Below are 19,414 nucleotides of genomic sequence, written 5' to 3'. Positions count from 1 at the left end.
CGACAGGGAGCGTGGCCGCAACGACGACCGCCCGGCGCGGGCGGAACTCCGGGACCGAGGAGCCGCCCGCGCGGTCCGCGAAGGCGCCGGAGCCCGGCCCGCGCCGCGGACGCCTCCTCCTGCTTCTCGCGGCCGCCGCCGCCCTGTTGGGCGGGGCGGCCGTCTGGGCTCTCTACGGCTCCTCCTGGCTGCGGGTGGAATCCGTCCGCGCCGAGGGGACCCGGGTGCTGACCCCGGAACAGGTCGAGAAGGCGGCCGCGGTGCCGAAGGGGGTCCCCCTGGCCTCCGTGGACACCGGCGCCGTCGCCGCCCGGCTCCTCGCCGAACTGCCCCGGCTGCGTACGGCCGAGGTCGAACGCTCCTGGCCGCACGGCGTCGAGTTGAGGGTGAGTGAACGGCGGCCCGTTCTGATCATCGAGAAGAACGGACAATATGGCGAAGTGGACCGGGAGGGCGTGCGGTTCGCGACGGTGGGTACGCGACCGAAGGGCGTGCCGCTGCTGAAGCTGGACACCTCCCGCTCCCCGAGCCTGAGGCGCTTCCCCGCGAGCAGGCTCCGGGCCGAGGCGGTCAGCGTGACCACCGACGTCCCCGCGGCGGCACGGGGGGAACTGAGAGCCGTACGGGTGCGTTCCTTCGACGCCGTCTCGCTGGAGTTGAGCGGGAACCGCACGGTCGTCTGGGGAAGCGGCGAGAAGGGTGATACGAAGGCGAAGGCGCTCACCGCGCTCCTGAAGGCGGCTCCGAAGGCCCGTCACTTCGACGTGAGCGTGCCCACCGCCCCTGCCGCGTCAGGTGGTTGACGGAGGATCCGCAGGCCAGCACCCTGGTTGGCCCGTGCTACGGGTGATCACATAGGGTGAAAAGAAAAACGGGAGGTTCGGCGTGTTCGTTGAACGCGCGCCGCTTGTCGACTTAGTGTCCTGTCCGGAACAGTCCAGGAAACAGGCACACTGGTAACCCTGAACGTCAACGTTAGGGTTCGGGTCGGCGTTCGGACCGTCCCCATTCGACATCAGTCGTCCGCCGAGCGGCAGCGCCCGGCGGCGACACGTAATCGAGGCGAGAGGCCTTCGACGTGGCAGCACCGCAGAACTACCTCGCAGTCATCAAAGTCATCGGTGTCGGCGGCGGTGGTGTCAATGCCATCAACCGGATGATCGAGGTCGGTCTCAAGGGCGTCGAGTTCATCGCCATCAACACCGACGCGCAGGCGCTGTTGATGAGCGACGCCGACGTCAAGCTCGACGTCGGCCGGGAACTCACCCGCGGACTCGGCGCCGGAGCCAACCCGGCCGTCGGCCGCAAGGCGGCAGAGGACCACCGCGAGGAGATCGAGGAGGTCCTCAAGGGGGCCGACATGGTCTTCGTCACCGCCGGCGAAGGCGGCGGCACCGGCACCGGCGGCGCCCCCGTCGTCGCCAACATCGCACGCTCGCTCGGCGCCCTCACGATCGGCGTGGTCACCCGCCCGTTCACCTTCGAGGGGCGCCGCCGGGCCAACCAGGCGGAGGACGGCATCGCCGAACTCCGCGAAGAGGTCGACACCCTCATCGTCATCCCCAACGACCGCCTGTTGTCCATCTCGGACCGTCAGGTGAGCGTTCTCGACGCTTTCAAGTCCGCGGACCAGGTGCTCCTCTCCGGCGTCCAGGGCATCACCGACCTCATCACCACTCCCGGCCTGATCAACCTCGACTTCGCCGACGTCAAGTCGGTCATGTCCGAGGCCGGTTCGGCCCTCATGGGGATCGGTTCGGCCCGTGGCGACGACCGCGCTGTGGCCGCGGCCGAGATGGCCATCTCCTCCCCCCTCCTGGAGGCGTCGATCGACGGCGCCCGCGGGGTCCTCCTCTCCATCTCCGGCGGTTCCGACCTCGGCCTGTTCGAGATCAACGAAGCCGCCCAACTGGTCAGCGAGGCCGCCCACCCGGAGGCCAACATCATCTTCGGCGCCGTCATCGACGACGCCCTCGGTGACGAGGTGCGGGTCACCGTCATCGCCGCCGGCTTCGACGGCGGCCAGCCGCCGGCCAAGCGGGACAACGTCCTCGGTTCCTCCGCCAAGCGCGAGGAGCCGGCGCCCGCCGCCCGCCCGGCCGCGAACGCCGAACCGGCCCGTCCGGCCTTCGGCGGCCTCGGCAGCGTCACCCCGCGCGAGGAGCCGGCCCACCAGCCGGCCGCCCCCGACCCGGAGCCTGCCCCGGCCGCCGACCTGCCCACCACCCCGGTGGTGCCGCAGGTTCCCCAGGCCCGGTACGACAGCCAGGCCGAGGAACTGGACGTGCCGGACTTCCTCAAGTGATATCGCCGGTGTCCGGACCCGCGTCCGGGGGGAACGGCACCGCGGGTGGCGCCCACTTCGCCTTCACCGACCGGTGGGGCGGAGTGAGCGCCGCTCCGTACGCGCAGCTGAACCTCGGCGGGGCCGTCGGTGACGACCCCGCCGCGGTGCGTGCCAACCGGGTCCGCGCTGCCGGGGCCCTCGGCCTCGACGCCGCCGGCGTCGTCTGGATGAACCAGGTGCACGGCCGGGACGTCGCCGTGGTCGAAGGGGCCTGGGGCGAGCGGCCGGTCCCCGAGGGGGACGCCGTGGTCACCGCCCGGCGGGGTCTCGCCCTCGCCGTCCTCACCGCCGACTGCGTCCCCGTCCTGCTGGCCGACCCCGTCGCCGGAGTCTGCGCCGCCGCCCACGCCGGACGCCCCGGCATGGCCGCCGGCGTGGTGCCGGCCGCCGTCGAGGCGATGGTGGGGCTCGGCGCCGACCCCGCCCGGATCGCCGCCCGCACCGGCCCCGCCGTCTGCGGTCGGTGCTACGAGGTTCCCGAGGCGCTGCGCGCCGAGGTGGCCGCGGTGGAACCGGCGGCGTACGCCGAGACGAGCTGGGGTACACCGGCGGTCGACGTGGTCGCGGGGGTCCACGCCCAGTTGGAGCGGCTCGGGGTGACGGACCGGCAGGCGTCGGAGATCTGCACCCTGGAGTCGGCGGACCACTTCTCGTACCGGCGTGAGGGAACCACAGGGCGGCTCGCCGGTTATGTGTGGCTGGACCGATGAGCGTGGCGGGACTGGAAGAGATGACCGACCGAAAGACCGAACTCGCCGCCAACCTGGAGCGGGTGGAACAGCGGATCGCCGGAGCCTGCGCGGCGGCCGGCCGGGACCGCGGTGAGGTGACCCTGATCGTGGTCACCAAGACCTACCCGGCCTCCGACGTGCGGCTGCTGGCCGAACTCGGCGTCAGGGAGGTCGCCGAGAACCGCGACCAGGACGCCGCCCCGAAGGCGGCGGCCTGTGCGGACCTCGGTCTCACCTGGCACTTCGTGGGCCAGTTGCAGACCAATAAAGCCCGCTCCGTGGCGGGTTACGCCGATTTCGTGCAGTCGGTCGACCGTGCGAAGCTGGTGACCTCCCTCTCCTCTGCCGCCGAACGGGCCGGGCGTGAACTGGGCTGCCTGGTCCAGGTGGCCCTCGACGCGGAGGCCGGCGGGCGGGGTGACCGGGGCGGCGTGTCGCCGGACGGTGTAGAGGAGTTGGCCAGGCTGATCGAGGGGGCGCCGGGACTCCGGCTCGGCGGTGTGATGACCGTCGCACCTCTGTCCGGCGAGTACGCCGGGCGGCCGTCGGCGGCCTTCGGACGACTGAGGGAAATCTCAACCTCCCTGCGGGCGGCCTGGCCTGCTGCCACCATGGTTTCCGCGGGGATGAGCGGGGACCTCGAACACGCCGTGGCGGCCGGGGCGACACATGTACGCGTCGGCAGTGCGGTACTCGGAGTCCGACCCCCGCTCGGGTAACGTCGCGATGCAAGTCGGACCACAGCAGAAAATATGGTCATTCCCGCAGTTCGGCGGGGTGACTTCGTGGATCGCGGGCACGTTTGGCGTCAGTTGATCCACCACAGAGCGGAGGACTCAGAGCATGGCCGGCGCGATGCGCAAGATGGCGGTCTACCTCGGCCTCGTGGAGGACGATGGGTACGACGGCCCGGGGTTCGACCCCGACGACGAGTTCGAGCCCGAGCCGGAGCCCGAGCGCGACCGGCGCCGGCACGCCGCGGCACACCAGGAGCAGGCCGAGGAACCGGTACGCGCCCCCCAGCCTCCGGCACAGCGCGAGCGCGAACCCGTTCCGCTGCCGGCGGAATCCGGACGACCCGCCCGAATCGCCCCCGTGGCATCCATCACACCTGAACGTCAGAGCCTGGAGAAGAACGCCCCGGTGATCATGCCCAAGGTTGTCTCCGAGCGTGAGCCCTACCGCATCACGACTCTGCACCCCCGGACCTACAACGAAGCCCGTACCATCGGGGAACACTTCCGTGAGGGCACTCCGGTGATCATGAATCTCACGGAGATGGACGACACCGACGCGAAGCGACTTGTCGACTTTGCCGCCGGTTTGGTCTTCGGTCTTCATGGAAGCATTGAGCGGGTGACGCAGAAGGTGTTCCTGTTGTCGCCTGCTAACGTCGATGTCACGGCGGAGGACAAGGCTCGCATCGCAGAGGGCGGGTTCTTCAACCAGAGCTGAGACGCCGACGAGAAGACGGACAGTATGAGCCAGGGGAGAGGGCAGCGCGGCAATGGGCGTTTTCGGGGAAGTGCTCTACATCGCGCTGACGTGTTTTCTCATCGTGCTGATCTTCCGTCTGGTCATGGACTACGTGTTCCAGTTCGCCCGCTCGTGGCAACCGGGCAAGGCGATGGTCGTGCTTCTGGAGGCGACCTACACTGTCACCGATCCACCGCTCAAGCTTCTGCGGCGGTTCATCCCGCCTCTCCGTCTCGGGGGCGTAGCGCTCGACCTGTCCTTCTTCGTACTGATGATCATCGTCTGCATCTTGATCTCCGTCGTGAGTCTGCTGTGAGCGTGATGTCAGCTACGTTCTTGCCGAATGCCGACGACTACGTTGAGGTGAAGAGATGCCGTTGACCCCCGAGGACGTGCGGAACAAGCAGTTCACGACCGTCCGCCTCCGAGAAGGCTATGACGAGGACGAGGTCGATGCCTTCCTCGACGAGGTCGAGTCCGAACTGACGCGCCTGCTCCGTGAGAACGAGGACCTGCGCGCCAAACTCGCCGCCGCCACGCGGGCTGCCGCGCAGAACCAGCAGCAACAGGGGATGCGCAAGCAGCAGGAGCAGCAGGATCGTCCCGGCGCTCCGGTGCCCGCCGCCATATCGGGACCGCAGCCGGTGCCGCCCCAGCAGCAGCAACAGCAGCAGCACATGGGTGGTCCGCCGCAGCTTCCGGGCGGTGCCCCGCAGCTTCCGGCAGGCCCCGGCGGTCACGGCCACGGTCCCGGCCCGCAGGGCCAGCACGGCCCCGGTCCGATGGGTCAGCAGGGCCCGGGTCCGATGGGTCAGCAGGGTCCCGGACCCATGGGTCAGCAGGGTCCCGGCGGTCCGATGGGTCAGCAGGGTCCCGGTCCGATGGGCCAGGGCGGTCCGATGGGCGGCCCCATGGGCGGTCACGGCGGTCCGCAGCTGCCGCAGCCCGGTCAGGGACCCGGTGGCGACAGCGCCGCCCGAGTGCTCTCGCTCGCCCAGCAGACGGCCGATCAGGCCATCGCGGAGGCGCGCTCCGAGGCCAACAAGATCGTCGGTGAGGCGCGCAGCCGTGCCGAGGGTCTGGAGCGGGACGCCCGCGCCAAGGCCGACGCCCTGGAGCGGGACGCGCAGGAGAAGCACCGCGTCGCGATGGGCTCCCTGGAGTCCGCCCGCGCCACGCTGGAGCGCAAGGTCGAGGACCTGCGCGGCTTCGAGCGCGAGTACCGCACCCGCCTGAAGTCGTACCTGGAGAGCCAGCTGCGTCAGCTGGAGACCCAGTCCGACGACTCGCTGGCACCCCCGCGCACCCCCGCCGCGGCCTCGCTGCCGCCGGCCCCGCAGATGAGCGGGTCCATGGCGGGAGGCGGTGCGGGCGGCATGGGCGGTCACCCGAACCAGTCGATGGGCGGCAACCAGCAGCAGGGCGGCCCCTCCTACGGTGGCGGCCAGCAGCAGATGACCCCGGCGATGACCCAGCCGATGGCTCCGGTCCGGCCGCAGGCCCCGGCGCCGATGCAGCAGGCTCCGGCCCCGATGCGCGGCTTCCTCATCGACGAGGACGACAACTGACGGCGCTCCAGGTGTCCTAGGCATTCAGACGCGGGCCCGGCCCCCCTTGGTGGGGGCCGGGCCCGCGTCGTCGTACCCGCCGCGTACGGGCGGGGGTGCGGGGAAACGCAGAGCCGGGCGGTCCTCCGAGGAGGTCCGCCCGGCTCTGCGTCCGAGTGCGGCGCCGGTCAGACGCGGCGCAGCCGGAAGGTGAGCGTCAGCGCCTCGTCGGTGAACGGCTCGCCGTACGCCTCGTCACCCGTGCCGGTGGCGAAGTCGGTGGCGAGGACCTCGTCGGCGATGAGCCCGGCGTGCTCGTCGAGCGCCTCCACGACGGCGGGGTCGGTCGCGGTCCAGCGCAGCGCGATCCGGTCGGCGACGTCCAGGCCGCTGTTCTTGCGAGCCTCCTGGATCAGCCGGATCGCGTCCCGGGCCAGGCCCGCCCGGCGCAGCTCCTCGGTGATCTCCAGGTCGAGGGCGACCGTGGCGCCGGAGTCGGAGGCGACCGACCAGCCCTCGCGCGGCGTCTCGGTGACGATGACCTCCTCGGGTACCAGGTCGATCACCTCGCCGTCCACGGTGACCGTGGCGGTCCCCTCACGCAGGGCCAGCGAGAGCGCCGCCGCGTCGGCCTGGGCGACCGCCTTGGCGACCTCCTGGACGCGCTTGCCGAACCGCTTGCCGAGCGCGCGGAAGTTGGCCTTGGCGGTGGTGTCGACCAGCGAGCCGCCGACCTCCGAGAGGGACTCGACCGAGGAGACGTTCAGCTCCTCGGTGATCTGCGCGCGCAGTTCCGGGGGCAGCTCGGCGAAGCCGGTCACCCCGACCAGCGCGCGGGAGAGCGGCTGGCGGGTCTTGACGCCCGACTCGGCGCGGGTGGCCCGGCCCAGTTCCACCAGGCGGCGGACCAGCGCCATCTGACGGGACAGCTCCGGGTCGACGGCGGCGGTGTCGGCCTCGGGCCAGGCGGCGAGGTGGACCGACTCGGGGGCGTCCGGGGTGACCGGCACCACCAGGTCCTGCCAGACGCGCTCGCTGATGAACGGCACCAGCGGCGCCATCAGCCGCGTCACCGTGTCCACCACGTCGTGCAGGGTGCGCAGCGCTGCCGGGTCGCCCTGCCAGAAGCGGCGGCGCGAGCGGCGGACGTACCAGTTGGAGAGGTCGTCGACGAAGGCGGAGAGGAGCTTGCCGGCGCGCTGCGTGTCGTAACTGTCCAGCGCCTCGGTGACGTCCTGCACCAGGGTGTTCAGCTCGCTCAGCAGCCAGCGGTCCAGGACGCTCCGGCCGGCCGGGGCCGGGTCGGCGGCGGACGGGGCCCAGCCGGCCGTGCGCGCGTACAGGGCCTGGAAGGCGACGGTGTTCCAGTAGGTCAGCAGCGTCTTGCGGACGACCTCCTGGATGGTGCCGTGGCCCACCCGGCGGGCCGCCCAGGGCGAGCCGCCGGCCGCCATGAACCAGCGGACGGCGTCGGCGCCGTGCTGGTCCATCAGCGGGATGGGCTGGAGGATGTTGCCCAGGTGCTTGGACATCTTCCGGCCGTCCTCGGCCAGGATGTGGCCGAGGCAGACGACGTTCTCGTAAGCGGACTTGTCGAAGACCAGGGTGCCGACGGCCATCAGCGTGTAGAACCAGCCGCGGGTCTGGTCGATCGCCTCGGAGATGAACTGCGCCGGGTAGCGCTGCTCGAACAGCTCCTTGTTCCGGTGCGGGTAGCCCCACTGCGCGAACGGCATCGAGCCCGAGTCGTACCAGGCGTCGATGACCTCCGGGACCCGGTACGCCTCCAGCTGGCAGTTGGCGTGGGTACAGGTGAAGGTGATCTCGTCGATGTACGGGCGGTGCGGGTCCAGCTCCGACTGGTCGGTGCCGGTCAGCTCGCTCAGCTCCGCCAGTGAGCCGACGCAGGTCAGGTGCGCCTCCTCGCAGCGCCAGATGGGCAGCGGCGTGCCCCAGTAGCGGTTGCGGGAGAGTGCCCAGTCGATGTTGTTCTCGAGCCAGTCGCCGAACCGGCCGTGCTTGACGGAGTCGGGGAACCAGTTGGTCCGCTCGTTCTCCTCCAGCAGCCGCTCCTTGACCGCGGTGGTCCGGATGTACCAGGACGGCTGCGCGTAGTAGAGCAGCGCGGTGTGGCAGCGCCAGCAGTGCGGGTAGCTGTGCTCGTAGGGCACGTGGCGGAAGAGGAGGCCGCGGGCGTCCAGGTCGGCGGTGAGCGCCTCGTCGGCCTTCTTGAAGAAGACCCCGCCGACCAGCGGCAGTTCCTCTTCGAAGGTGCCGTCGGGGCGGACCGGGTTGACCACCGGCAGGCCGTACGCCTTGCAGACCAGGAGGTCGTCCTCACCGAAGGCGGGGGACTGGTGGACCAGACCCGTGCCGTCCTCGGTGGTGACGTACTCGGCGTTGACGACGTAGTGCGCCTCGGCCGGGAACTCCACCAGCTCGAACGGGCGCCGGTAGGTCCAGCGCTCCATCTCCCGGCCGGTGAACGACTCGCCGGTGGCCGTCCAGCCCTCGCCGAGCGCCTTCTCCAGCAGCGGTTCCGCGACGACCAGCTTCTCGGTGCCGTCGGTGGCGACCAGGTACCGGACGTCCGGGTGGGCGGCGACGGCGGTGTTGGAGACCAGGGTCCACGGCGTGGTCGTCCAGACGAGCAGGGACGCCTGGCCGGCCAGCGGGCCCGAGGTGAGCGGGAAGCGGACGAAGACCGACGGGTCGACGACCGTCTCGTACCCCTGCGCCAGCTCGTGGTCGGAGAGGCCGGTGCCGCAGCGCGGGCACCAGGGGGCGACGCGGTGGTCCTGGACCAGCAGGTCCTTCTCGAAGATCTGCTTCAGCGACCACCAGACCGACTGGACGTACGAGGAGTCCATGGTGCGGTAGGCGCCGTCCATGTCCACCCAGTAGCCCATGCGGGTGGTCAGCTCGGCGAAGGCGTCGGTGTGCCGGGTCACCGACTCGCGGCACTTGGCGTTGAACTCGGCGATGCCGTACGCCTCGATGTCCTTCTTGCCGTTGAAGCCCAGCTCCTTCTCCACCGCCAGCTCGACGGGGAGGCCGTGGCAGTCCCAGCCGGCCTTGCGGCCCACGTGGTAGCCGCGCATGGTGCGGAAGCGGGGGAAGACGTCCTTGAAGACGCGGGCCTCGATGTGGTGGGCGCCGGGCATGCCGTTGGCGGTCGGCGGGCCCTCGTAGAAGACCCACTCCGGGCGGCCCTCGGACTGCTCCAGGGTCTTGGCGAAGATCTTGTTCTCGCGCCAGAAGTCGAGGACCGCGTGCTCCAGGGCGGGCAGGTCGACCTGGGCGGGTACCTGGCGGTACTGGGGCGGGTTCACCGGGGATGTCATCGAGGCGCTCCTCCAACGGACTGCTGCATTCCGTCGGAGGGACGACGGCCTTGCGGACCGCCGCGGTACCACCCTCCTTGGCCTGCGCCGTCGCCGGGACGGCGCCGCCCACTCATTGGGGGCGCGATGCCGGTTCTACTCGCCCTGCCCGGGCTTTCCTCCGGCGGCTCCGGGGTGATCTTCACGTCGGGCGGACCCCCGGGCTTCCACCGTCCCCGGGTCGCTCACGGCCGCTGACGACGCTACTCGTCCCCATCGTCGCTTCTCGCTGCCGTCAGTGTACGGCGCGCGGGCGTCGGGGCCGACCGGGTTACGGGGCCGCCGTCCGGCGGGCCGGGGGCATATCCGGCGGGTGGCGGGGGCACGAAGGACTCCGGGCGTCCGGCGGGTGGCGGCGTGCCCCGTTGCCGACGGCCGGAAGTCGATTTATCGTCCCAGCACGACGTGCGAGCAGATCCCGCCGGGTGGAGCGGGACCGGTGCGCGCCGGTGGGAACGCGGGTGCGGGTGCCGCGGCAGGACCCGGAAGGACGGCCACGTCCCCGGGCAGGAGGGCCGTGCCCCGGCGCGGCCGACGAGACGCAGGAGGCCGGCTCCGTGGTGGCGAAGAAGACGGGTACGGCGGAGAAGTCCGGGCAGGTGCCGCAGACACGCGCCGGGGCCGAGGCACTGGCGGTGCGGCCGGGCGAGGACCCCTGGACGGAGGGCGAGGCCGAGGAGGCCCGCGCGGGACTGCGCGCCGACGCCGAGCGCATCCGCTCCGAGATCGACGCGTCCGACCAGGCCCTGGCCGGGCTGATGCGGGACAGTGGCGGCGGGGCGGGGGACGACGAGGCCGACACCGGCACCAAGAACATCACCCGCGAGCACGAACTGTCGCTCGCCGCCAACGCCCGCGAGATGCTCCGCCAGACCGAGCAGGCCCTGGTCCGGCTCGACGAGGGCACCTACGGCAGCTGCGAGAACTGCGGCAACCCGATCGGCAAGGCCCGCCTCCAGGCGTTCCCCCGGGCCACCCTCTGCGTCGACTGCAAGCAGAAGCAGGAGCGCCGGGGCTGAGACGCCCCTCGGGCGCGTCCGGGAGCCCTACTGGGGCTCGCACGGGCGCGCCCGTGTCGTACCCTCGGGGCATCTAACCCATCGTCGAGGGACACACGTGGCAGAGGCGGAGCGCATCATCGGTATCCCGGAGACCCCTGAAGCGCGCGAGCCGGACCGGGCCGAGCCGCCGGAGCCGGGCGAGGACGCAGAGCGGGAGGGAGCCACCGCGGCCGCGGTGCGGGGCCCGCGCCGGGTCGCGGTGCTCTTCGCCGTCGCCCTCCTCGCGTACCTGCTGGACCTCGGCAGCAAGCTGCTGGTCGTCGCGAAGCTGGAGCACCACGCGCCCGTCCAGGTGCTCGGGGACTGGTTCGAACTGCGGGTCATCCGCAACGCGGGCGCGGCCTTCGGTTTCGGTGAGGCGTTCACGATCATCTTCACGGTGATCGCCGCCTCCGTGATCGTGGTCATCGCCCGGCTCGCCCGCAAGCTCTACAGCCTGCCGTGGGCCCTCGCGCTCGGCCTGCTGCTCGGCGGCGCCCTCGGCAACCTCACCGACCGCGTCTTCCGGGCCCCCGGGGTCCTGGAGGGCGCCGTGGTGGACTTCCTCGCGCCGAAGAACTTCGCGGTCTTCAACCTCGCCGACTCCGCCATCGTCTGCGGCGGCATCCTGATCGTGATCCTCTCCTTCCGCGGCCTCGACCCGGACGGCACCGTCCACAAGGACTGAGGCACGCGCCCGGCCCGGCCGCCGTCCCTCCGCCCGACGGCGGCGTCCGGCGCGCCGCCACCGTCCGGCATACTCGACGGGTGAGCACCATTCCCGAGATCCGCACCCTGCCCGTGCCGGACGGCCTGGAGGGCGAGCGCGTCGACGCCGCCATCTCCCGGATGTTCGGCTTCTCCCGCACCAAGGCCGCCGAGCTGGCCGCAGCCGGCAAGGTGCTGGTCGACGGCGCCGCGGTCGGAAAGTCGGAGCGCGTGCACGGCGGCGCCTGGCTGGAGGTCGAGATGCCGGCCGCCCCCGCACCCGTCCAGGTCGTCGCCCAGCCCGTCGAGGGCATGGAGATCGTCCACGATGACGACGACATCGTCGTCATCGTCAAGCCCGTCGGCGTCGCCGCGCACCCCAGCCCCGGCTGGACCGGCACCACCGTCATCGGCGGCCTCGCCGCCGCCGGCTACCGCATCTCCACCTCCGGCGCCGCCGAGCGCCAGGGCATCGTCCACCGCCTCGACGTCGGCACCTCCGGCCTGATGGTGGTAGCCAAGTCCGAGCGGGCGTACACGCTGCTCAAGCAGCAGTTCCGCGAGCGGACCGTCGACAAGCGCTACCACGCGCTCGTCCAGGGCCACCCCGACCCGATGAGCGGCACCATCGACGCCCCCATCGGCCGCCACCCCCAGCACGACTACAAGTGGGCCGTCACCGCCGAGGGCAAGCCCTCGGTCACCCACTACGACCTGATCGAGGCGTACCGCGCCGCCTCCCTGCTCGACATCAAGCTGGAGACCGGCCGCACCCACCAGATCCGGGTGCACATGTCGGCCCACCGCCACCCCTGCGTCGGCGACCTCACCTACGGCGCCGACCCCACCCTCGCCAAGCGGCTCGGCCTCACCCGGCAGTGGCTGCACGCGGTGCGGCTCGGCTTCGAGCACCCCGCCGACGGCAGCTGGGTGGAGTTCGCCAGCAGGTACCCGGCCGACCTCCAGCACGCACTGGACACGGTGCGCGCGGAGAGCGGCGCCTGACCGCTCCCGCCCCCGTCTTCGAAGGAGTCCGCGCGCATGAGTGAGCCCGCCCCCTGCGACGTGCGCGTACGCGCCGCGGAGGGACCCGCCGACCGGGAGGCGTGCTTCGCGGTCCGCAAGGAGGTCTTCGTCGCCGAGCAGGGCGTCGACGAGGCCATCGAGTACGACGCCTTCGACGCCCCGGAGAGCGACACCGTGCACGTCCTCGCCGAAGGCCCCGACGGGCCGCTCGGCACCGGTCGGCTGCTGTACGGGCCCGCCGCGGCCGGCCGGACCGGTGGCGACCCCGGCGTCGGCGCCCTCGGCAGGCTCGCCGTCCGCCAGACCGCGCGCGGCCTCGGAGTCGGCGCGGCCCTGGTGCGCGGGCTGGAGCACGCGGCCGGGGGACTGGGGCTGCGCGCGGTCGACCTGCACGCCCAGACACACGCCCTCGGCTTCTACGAGCGGCTCGGATACCAGGCGTACGGACCGGAGTTCGAGGACGCGGGCATCGCGCACCGGGCGATGCGCCGGGAGCTGTAGCCCTCTCGTGAGCCCCTGACCAGCGGTGCGGCGCTGCGGGCCGAGGGGGGCGGGGGGACCGGCGGGGCGGTGGCGTGGCAGAGTGGGAACGTTTTCGTGACGTACCGACCTTGCCGGAGGCCACACCGTGGACCAGTTGGCGCTGCTGCTCCTGCTCCTGCTCGGCGCCGTGGTCACGGTGCCGCTGGGGGACCGGCTGGGGCTTCCCGCCCCGGTGCTGATGACCCTCGGCGGGATCGTCCTCGCGCTGCTGCCCTTCGTCCCCAACGTGAACGTGCCGCCGGAGTACATCCTCCCGCTGGTCCTGCCACCCCTGCTCTACGCGGCGGTGCAACGGACCTCATGGCGGCAGTTCACCGCCAACTACCGGCCCATCCTGCTGCTCGCCGTCGCTCTGGTCTTCGTCACCACGGCGGCCGTCGCGGGCGTCGCGGGCGCCATCGTGCCCGGGCTGCCGCTGGCCGCCGCCGTGGCGCTCGGCGCGCTGGTCGCCCCGCCCGACCCGGTCGCCGCCACCGCCGTCGCCGGACAGCTGGGGCTGCCCCGGCGCCTGGTCTCCGTGCTGGAGGGCGAGGGGCTCTTCAACGACGTCACCGCGATCGTGCTCTACCACGTGGCCATCGCCGCGGCGCTCACCGGGAGCTTCTCCTGGGGTGGGGCCGTCGCCCAGTTCTTCCTGTCGGCGGCCGTGGCCGTCGCGGTCGGTCTGGCGCTCGGCTGGGTCAGCAAGAAGATCATGTCGATGCTGGGCGACGCCACGCTCCAGACCGGGCTGACCCTGCTGGTGCCGTTCGCCAGTTACATCCTCGCCGAGGAACTGCACGGCTCCGGTGTCCTCGCCGTCCTCACCACCGCGCTGCTGCTGGCGGGCACCGCCCTCGACGCCGACGACGTGCTGGGACGCATCACCGGGCAGACCTTCTGGCACGTGGTCGACACCCTGGTCACCGGTATCGCCTTCGGCCTCATCGGCCTGGAGCTGCACACCGTCATCCGGGCCGCCGAGGGCCGCGAGGGGCAGATGATCGGCTGGGGCGTGGCGATCGTCGCCGTCGTCGTCGGCGTCCGCCTGCTGTGGCTGCTGCCGACCACCTGGCTCGCCCAGAAGATGCACGGCCTGCCCGACGAGAACGAGGAGATCCCCACCTCCTGGCGCGAGACGGTCGTCATGTGGTGGTCCGGGATGCGCGGAGTGGCCTCCGTCGCGCTGGCCCTCGCCATCCCGCACACCACCGACGACGGGAAGCCCTTCCCGGCGCGCGACGAGATCATCTTCATCGCCTTCTGCGTGATCATGGCCACCCTGCTGGTGCAGGGGCTCACCCTGCCGTGGCTGGTGCGCACGCTCGGCGTCAAGGCGGACACCGACGCCGAGCACAAGCTGGAGCACGATCTGGCGGTCCGGGCGGCGAAGGCGGCGCGGCGCAGGCTCAAGGAGATCGAGGCGACCGAGGAACTGCCCGAGGACATCAGCGAGCGGTTGCAGCGCGGCGCCCTCGACATCGGGGTCCGGATCAGTCCCGACCTGCTCGACGACGAGCGGCGCGAGTGGTGGGTGCAGCGGGCCGAGCGGGTGGCCGCGATGTCGCGGGTGCAGCGGGAGATGATGTCCGCTGCGCGGCATGAGGTGCTGTCGGCCCGTAACGAGCCCGGGGCCGATCCCGAGGTGGTGGACCGGGTGCTCCGGCAGTTGGACGTGCGGAGCCTTCGCTGAGCGAGGCGCCGGTCCCGGGTCCGGCCGGGTGCGGATCGGGCCCGGCGGCCGGCCCGAGCGGTGGGTGGGAGGATGCCGGTATGGAGATTCTGTTGATCCACTCCGTTTACGGGGTGCGGCCCGCGCTGGAACGGGCGGCCGAGCGGTTGCGGGAAGCCGGGCATCAGGTGCACGTGCCCGACCTGTTCGAGGGACGTAGTCCGGCGGACATGGAGGAGGGGCTGGCGCTGCGGGACGAGATCGGTACGGACGAGCTGCTGAAGCGGGCCGTACGGGCCGCCGCCCCGCACTCCGACAAGGGGCTGGTCTACGCCGGGTTCTCGCTGGGCGGGGCCATCGCCCAGAACCTGGCCCTCGCCGACGAGAAGGCGCGCGGCCTGGTCCTGTTCTCCGGCACCTCCGATCTGCCGGACGACGCGACCGCCGAGGACCTGCCGGTCCAGCTGCACGTCACCGAGAACGACCCCTTCGAGCCGCACGACTGGCTCAACGCCTGGTACCTGCGGATGCGGCGGGCCGGCGCCGACGTGGAGGTCTACCGCTACCCGGGCGCCGGGCACCTGTACACCGACCCCGACCTCCCCGACTACGACGCCGAGGCGGCCGAGGCCACCTGGCGGACGGTCCAGGGGTTCCTCGACTCGCTCTGACCGGAACCAGCCGCCAGGACCGGGTGCGGCGGGGCGCTCACCGGCGGGTGACCGCTGGTCGGCGTCGGCCCGTCGCCGCTGAGGCAGCGACCGCCGATCATCTGCCCGGCGCACTCAGGGCACAGCGCACGGAGCGGGTGGCGGGCGGCGGCGGCCCCCTGGCGGCGCGTCACCCTCCGTGCTGCGCCTTCCGCCAGGGGGCCGTGGCGGAGCCGGGCCGGGTCAGGCGACCGGCGCGTCCGCCCGCTCCACCCGGTGCGTGCCGCGCGGGGTGCGGTACGAGCGGAGCCAGGAGGCCGTGGCGCCCGGATCGGCCCGGTCGGAGAGCAGGTAGTAGTCCATCTGGGAGCGTTCGGGCGTCACGTCGAGGACGCCGAAGCCGTGCCCGTCCATGTCGAGCCACTTCACGTGCCGGTTGGCGGCCTTCACCGCGCCCTCGGCCACCGTCGACAGCGTGCCGGGGGCGACGTGCAGCAGGTCGTCGAGGTTGTCGGAGGTGACCGAGGTGACGACGAACTCGGTGGCGGCCGACTCCGAGAGCGGGTACGTCGCCGCCGTCACCGGCACGTCGTTGGCCCAGGCCATGTGGATGTCGCCGGTGAGGAAGACGGTGTCGCGGATGCCGGCGGTGCGCAGGTGGCGGATCAGCTCGGTGCGGTCGGCGGTGTAGCCGTCCCACTGGTCGACGTTGACCGCGAGGCCCTGGCTGGGCAGGCCGAGGAGTTCGGCGAGCGGCTTCAGCAGGTGGGCCGGGACGGAGCCGAAGGCGACCGGCGAGATCATCACCGAGGTGCCCACCAACTGCCAGGCGGCCTGGGAGCCGGAGAGTCCCGCCTTGAGCCAGTCGAGCTGGGCGCGCCCGGTGATGCTGCGGTCCGGGGAGTCGACCTCGCCGTTGCCGATGGAGACCTGCTCGGAGCGGAAACTGCGCAGGTCCAGCAGATGCAGGTCGGCGAGATCGCCGAAGCGCAGCCGCCGGAAGACCGTGCCCTCGGTGGAGGCGCGGACCGGCATCCACTCGAAGTACGCCTGCCGGGCGGCGGCCGACCGCTCGCTCCACTCGCCCTCGGCGCCGGGCGTGTGGTTCTGCGCCCCGCCCGACCAGGCGTCGTTGGCGAACTCGTGGTCGTCCCAGATGGCGATGACCGGGTGACGGGCGTGGAGGGCGGTCAGGTCGGGGTCGGTCTTGTAGGTGGCGTGGCGCAGCCGGTAGTCGGCGAGGGTGGTGATCTCGTGCGCCGGGCGGTGCGGGCGGACCGGCTTCGCCGGGTAGGCGCCGCTGGCGTACTCGTAGATGTAGTCGCCCAGGTGCAGCACGGCGTCCAGGTCGCCGCGGGCCGCGAGGTGGCGGTAGGCGGAGAACCAGCCCGCCTCCCAGTTGGCGCAGGAGACCACCCCGAACCGCAGCCCGGCCGGGGAGGCCGCGGCGGCGGGGGCGGTGCGGGTGCGGCCGGTGGGGGAGGCGGTGGAGCCGGCGGTGAAGCGGAACCAGTAGCCGGTGGCGGGCGAGAGGCCGCGTACGTCGGCCTTGACGGTGTGGTCGGTGGCGGCCCGCGCGGTCACGGTGCCGCGGGCGACGACCGAGGAGAAGGCGGCGTCGGCGGCGATCTCCCAGCCGACCTCGATGTCCGGGCCGATGCCGGAACCGGGCCGCGCTTCCTCGGTGGGGGTGACGCGGGTCCACAGCAGGACGCCGTCGGGCAGCGGGTCGCCCGAGGCGACGCCGTGCAGGAACTGAGGGGTGGCCGCGGCGCTGGCGGTGGTGGCCGCGGCCAGCGGGAGCAGGGCGCCGGTGGCCGCTGCCGCCTTGACGACGGTGCGGCGGCTGGGGGTCGCGCCCCGGGTGGGGTTGGGGTGGTGCTCGGTTCGACTGGTCACGGCTGAGTACCGTAGACGCGCATTGATGTTCCGTACACGCCAAAAGTGGCCGGGTGGGGAAAGTCGCCCGAGTCTCGGCCGGATGTCGCTCCCGCGGCACGCGTGGCGCCGCGGGAGCGGCCGGGTCAGCCCTTGAGCGCCTGGTCGACGGCGGCGTTGAACTGCTCCGGGGTCTGCGGCGCGTTGTCACTGCCCTCGGCGGTGATCTTCTTGCCGTCCATGACCAGCGACGGGGTGCCCTCGACGCCGTCCTTGTTGTCGTCGAACGCCTTCGACATCTCCAGCGCCCACTTGTCGTAGGTGCCGTTCTCCACGTCCTTCTTGAAGGCGCTGTCGCCCTTCAGTTCCGGCACCTCGTTGGCGATCTCCAGAAGCCGGCTGTCCTTGGCGAACTCGTCCTTCGACTCCTCGGGGTGGTTCTCGGCCGAGAAGAGCGCGGACTTGTACGCCATGAACGCCTCGTCGCTGACGTTCAGCGCGGCGCCCAGCGCGCTCAGCGTGTTCTTGGAGCCCTCGCCGCCCAGGGCCCGGTCCAGGAAGGAGGCGCCGACGAACTGGAGCTTGTACTTGCCGTCCTTGACGTCCTGGTCGATCGTCTCGCCGAGGGTCTGCTCGAAGGAGGCGCACACCGGGCAGCGCGGGTCCTCGTAGATCTTCAGCGTCTTGGGGGCGTCGTCCTTGCCGATGACGACGGTGGTGCCCTGGGCGCCCGAGGTGTTGGCCGGCTTGACCAGCTTCTGGTCGGCGGCCTTCTCCCAGTAGCCGGGCTCGTTGGCCTTGACCACGGCGAAGCCGACGCCGCCGGCTATCGCCAGGACACCGACGACCGAACCGGCGACGATCAGCTGGCGCCGCACCTTGTCCTTCTTCGCCTGCTTCTCGCGTTCGATCCGCAGCCGCTCGCGCGCCGCGCTCTTCGCCGTCTGGCTGTTCCGCTTGCTCATGGGTGTGCTCTCCGTGTGGGACGTGGCTTGGGGTGACCGGATCATGACCGGAAGGAGCCCCGCTGCGCCATGGGCCCGAGGGCCCGGCGTCAGACGGGGAGGAGCCCCACGGGCGGGCCTCGGCGGCCCACGGAGTGCGCGATCAGCAGGGCCGGGCGACCGGCGGGGCCCGCCTCGGGCCGCATACGGGGGGCGCGGGGTGCCAGGGGCGCCGGAACCCGGGCCACGGCCAGCCGCAGCGGGCGGAACGCCTGCGTGGCCGCGGCCCGCAGCAGCTGGGCGAGGGCCCGCTCGCCGTACCGCAGCCAGGCGGAGGCCAGCAGGCCCACGCCGACGTGCGCGCCGAGGAGCAGCCAGGCCAGTTCGGGCCGCGGGTGAGCGGGGGGCGCCTCGGCGGGCGCTCCCAGCAGCCTGGCCAAGGGGGCGCCGAGCGCGCCGCCGCCGCAGAGCAGGTCGACGCCGACGGTGCGCAGAGGGCCTGCGACCGGGCCGCCCGTCGCCCCGTAGCAGACGTGCTGGCCCGTGGTGAAGACCGTGTCGGCGGCCAGTTCCAGGGGGACCAGCAGGGCCGCTATCCGGCCGAATCCGCGTTCGCGGGCCGCGAGGGACCAGGCCAGGGCGAAGACGGTCGCGGCCACCAGGGCCACGGTGCCCAGCGGGAGCGGGGCTCCCGAGAGGAGGACGTGGGAGGTGGTGGACAGGGTGACCGCGAGCACGGTGAACAGCGCCGCGCGTAGGACGCGGGGCGCTGTTTCGGCTATCGGGGTGTCCACCGGGGGGTTCGTTCCGTCCAAGCGAGGGGGGCGCGCCGGGGCGCGCGGGTTATCAGACCATTCTGTCGTCGAGTCTGCCACGGGTGCCGATAAGGGTCGCCTAAAGCGTTCCTTGTCCGTGGGCTTGCCCTGCCCTGGGCTGGGCTGGGCTGGCTCTCTTCGGTCGCCGTCCTGTCGACCGTGCCGCTTCCCGGTGGGCTCCGGGGTGGCCGGGCTGTCTTTGGCCGGGGTCCGCCCCGACTGTGCCGCCTGCTGGCCGTGCCGGCCCGGGATGGCCTCAAACGCCGGCCGGGCTGGGGTGGGGCTGGGCTCCGCCCCGTTCTGCCGCCTTCTTGCCCGTGCCGGTCAACGATTGGCCTCAAACGCCGGCCGGGCTGTGGGGGTTCGCGGTTCGTTCGCCGTTGTGTCGGGCGTGGCCGTGCCGGGGTACCTCCTCACAAACTGCCAGGTGCGGGGACAGTCGCTTCAAGGCGGGCTCAGGGCAGTTTGCTGCGGGGGCACCCCGGCACGGCCCCGCCCTTCCCTCTCGTCGGCGTCGTCCCGCCGGTGGGAGGAGAAAAGACAGACCGTCCCCGAGCAGTCTTTGTGGCCTGCTGAGGGGAGGACGGTGGTGACTGTGGCGAACAGAACAATCGGGGACGGCCTCCTCCGCCCACCGGCGGTTGGCCGCGTACGAGACCGTGGGGTGGGGTCGTG

17 protein-coding genes are annotated in these 19,414 nt (G+C 72.1%); 13 read left to right on the top strand and 4 right to left on the bottom strand.

Annotated features, from left to right (window positions below):
* The first annotated feature begins 11 nt into the window (after nucleotides 1-11).
* The 7 genes from ACSLIC_RS05205 to ACSLIC_RS05175 all read left to right on the top strand — a co-directional run bounded on the left by ACSLIC_RS05205 (nucleotide 12) and on the right by ACSLIC_RS05175 (nucleotide 6,122).
* Nucleotides 12-803, top strand: coding sequence for a cell division protein FtsQ/DivIB (locus ACSLIC_RS05205; protein ID WP_436736496.1), 792 nt, complete (start codon nucleotides 12-14; stop codon nucleotides 801-803).
* A gap of 275 nt (nucleotides 804-1,078) precedes the next feature.
* Entirely contained in the window at nucleotides 1,079-2,305 is a 1,227-nt protein-coding gene (gene ftsZ, locus ACSLIC_RS05200; RefSeq protein WP_436736495.1) for a cell division protein FtsZ, read from the top strand.
* 8 nt (nucleotides 2,306-2,313) lie between these two features.
* Nucleotides 2,314-3,057 (top strand): peptidoglycan editing factor PgeF, encoded by a 744-nt coding sequence (pgeF, locus tag ACSLIC_RS05195; protein ID WP_436736494.1) that lies wholly within the window; start codon nucleotides 2,314-2,316, stop codon nucleotides 3,055-3,057.
* 20 nt (nucleotides 3,058-3,077) lie between these two features.
* Nucleotides 3,078-3,797, top strand: a complete 720-nt coding sequence (locus tag ACSLIC_RS05190; RefSeq protein ID WP_436736493.1) for a YggS family pyridoxal phosphate-dependent enzyme — start codon at nucleotides 3,078-3,080, stop codon at nucleotides 3,795-3,797.
* 124 nt (nucleotides 3,798-3,921) lie between these two features.
* The gene (locus tag ACSLIC_RS05185; protein ID WP_436736492.1) at nucleotides 3,922-4,533 is read left to right on the top strand and encodes a cell division protein SepF; all 612 of its coding nucleotides are present in this window, start codon (nucleotides 3,922-3,924) and stop codon (nucleotides 4,531-4,533) included.
* Between the two features lie 52 nt (nucleotides 4,534-4,585).
* A complete protein-coding gene (locus ACSLIC_RS05180; protein WP_436736491.1) occupies nucleotides 4,586-4,870 on the top strand; it encodes a YggT family protein in 285 nt (94 codons plus the stop codon).
* 55 nt (nucleotides 4,871-4,925) lie between these two features.
* Nucleotides 4,926-6,122 carry a DivIVA domain-containing protein gene (locus ACSLIC_RS05175; protein ID WP_436736490.1) on the top strand — a complete coding sequence of 399 codons (1,197 nt, stop codon included), beginning with the start codon at nucleotides 4,926-4,928 and terminating at the stop codon, nucleotides 6,120-6,122.
* A 167-nt stretch (nucleotides 6,123-6,289) separates the two neighbouring features.
* Here ACSLIC_RS05175 and ileS read toward each other — a convergent pair whose 3' ends face one another.
* Entirely contained in the window at nucleotides 6,290-9,433 is a 3,144-nt protein-coding gene (gene ileS / locus ACSLIC_RS05170; protein ID WP_436740273.1) for an isoleucine--tRNA ligase, read from the bottom strand.
* A gap of 611 nt (nucleotides 9,434-10,044) precedes the next feature.
* On the opposite strand from ileS, the gene ACSLIC_RS05165 reads away from it, so the two are divergent.
* The 6 genes from ACSLIC_RS05165 (at nucleotide 10,045) to ACSLIC_RS05140 (ending at nucleotide 15,123) form a co-directional block, all read left to right on the top strand.
* The gene (locus tag ACSLIC_RS05165; protein ID WP_436736489.1) at nucleotides 10,045-10,503 is read left to right on the top strand and encodes a TraR/DksA family transcriptional regulator; all 459 of its coding nucleotides are present in this window, start codon (nucleotides 10,045-10,047) and stop codon (nucleotides 10,501-10,503) included.
* A 97-nt stretch (nucleotides 10,504-10,600) separates the two neighbouring features.
* A complete protein-coding gene (gene lspA, locus ACSLIC_RS05160; RefSeq protein WP_436736488.1) occupies nucleotides 10,601-11,212 on the top strand; it encodes a signal peptidase II in 612 nt (203 codons plus the stop codon).
* 80 nt (nucleotides 11,213-11,292) lie between these two features.
* Nucleotides 11,293-12,237 carry an RluA family pseudouridine synthase gene (locus tag ACSLIC_RS05155; protein WP_436736487.1) on the top strand — a complete coding sequence of 315 codons (945 nt, stop codon included), beginning with the start codon at nucleotides 11,293-11,295 and terminating at the stop codon, nucleotides 12,235-12,237.
* Nucleotides 12,238-12,273: 36 nt separating this feature from the next.
* Nucleotides 12,274-12,759, top strand: a complete 486-nt coding sequence (locus ACSLIC_RS05150) for a GNAT family N-acetyltransferase (protein WP_436736486.1) — start codon at nucleotides 12,274-12,276, stop codon at nucleotides 12,757-12,759.
* Between the two features lie 127 nt (nucleotides 12,760-12,886).
* Complete coding sequence (locus tag ACSLIC_RS05145; protein ID WP_436736485.1) at nucleotides 12,887-14,473, top strand: Na+/H+ antiporter; 1,587 nt, start codon at nucleotides 12,887-12,889, stop codon at nucleotides 14,471-14,473.
* 80 nt (nucleotides 14,474-14,553) lie between these two features.
* Nucleotides 14,554-15,123 carry a dienelactone hydrolase family protein gene (locus ACSLIC_RS05140; RefSeq protein WP_436736484.1) on the top strand — a complete coding sequence of 190 codons (570 nt, stop codon included), beginning with the start codon at nucleotides 14,554-14,556 and terminating at the stop codon, nucleotides 15,121-15,123.
* 222 nt (nucleotides 15,124-15,345) lie between these two features.
* Here ACSLIC_RS05140 and ACSLIC_RS05135 read toward each other — a convergent pair whose 3' ends face one another.
* The 3 genes from ACSLIC_RS05135 to ACSLIC_RS05125 all read right to left on the bottom strand — a co-directional run bounded on the left by ACSLIC_RS05135 (nucleotide 15,346) and on the right by ACSLIC_RS05125 (nucleotide 18,718).
* Nucleotides 15,346-17,001 carry an alkaline phosphatase D family protein gene (locus tag ACSLIC_RS05135; RefSeq protein WP_436736483.1) on the bottom strand — a complete coding sequence of 552 codons (1,656 nt, stop codon included), beginning with the start codon at nucleotides 16,999-17,001 and terminating at the stop codon, nucleotides 15,346-15,348.
* Nucleotides 17,002-17,126: 125 nt separating this feature from the next.
* Entirely contained in the window at nucleotides 17,127-17,945 is an 819-nt protein-coding gene (locus tag ACSLIC_RS05130; RefSeq protein ID WP_436736482.1) for a thioredoxin domain-containing protein, read from the bottom strand.
* 89 nt (nucleotides 17,946-18,034) lie between these two features.
* Complete coding sequence (locus tag ACSLIC_RS05125) at nucleotides 18,035-18,718, bottom strand: hypothetical protein (protein ID WP_436736481.1); 684 nt, start codon at nucleotides 18,716-18,718, stop codon at nucleotides 18,035-18,037.
* Nucleotides 18,719-19,414: the final 696 nt, after the last annotated feature.

The organism is Streptomyces sp. BBFR102 (assembly GCF_051397025.1).
GTDB lineage: Bacteria > Actinomycetota > Actinomycetes > Streptomycetales > Streptomycetaceae > Streptomyces.
This window is presented reverse-complemented; position numbering and strand designations above follow the sequence as displayed.

Excerpts from the sequence above, each read along its gene's own strand:
- ACSLIC_RS05190 (WP_436736493.1), top strand. The coding sequence starts at position 3,078 with ATGACCGACCGAAAGACCGAACTCGCCGCCAACCTGGAGCGGGTGGAA.
- ACSLIC_RS05185 (WP_436736492.1), top strand. The coding sequence starts at position 3,922 with ATGGCCGGCGCGATGCGCAAGATGGCGGTCTACCTCGGCCTCGTGGAG.
- ACSLIC_RS05180 (WP_436736491.1), top strand. The coding sequence starts at position 4,586 with ATGGGCGTTTTCGGGGAAGTGCTCTACATCGCGCTGACGTGTTTTCTC.
- ACSLIC_RS05175 (WP_436736490.1), top strand. The coding sequence starts at position 4,926 with ATGCCGTTGACCCCCGAGGACGTGCGGAACAAGCAGTTCACGACCGTC.
- ACSLIC_RS05150 (WP_436736486.1), top strand. The coding sequence starts at position 12,274 with ATGAGTGAGCCCGCCCCCTGCGACGTGCGCGTACGCGCCGCGGAGGGA.
- ACSLIC_RS05140 (WP_436736484.1), top strand. The coding sequence starts at position 14,554 with ATGGAGATTCTGTTGATCCACTCCGTTTACGGGGTGCGGCCCGCGCTG.
- ACSLIC_RS05130 (WP_436736482.1), bottom strand. The coding sequence starts at position 17,945 with ATGAGCAAGCGGAACAGCCAGACGGCGAAGAGCGCGGCGCGCGAGCGG.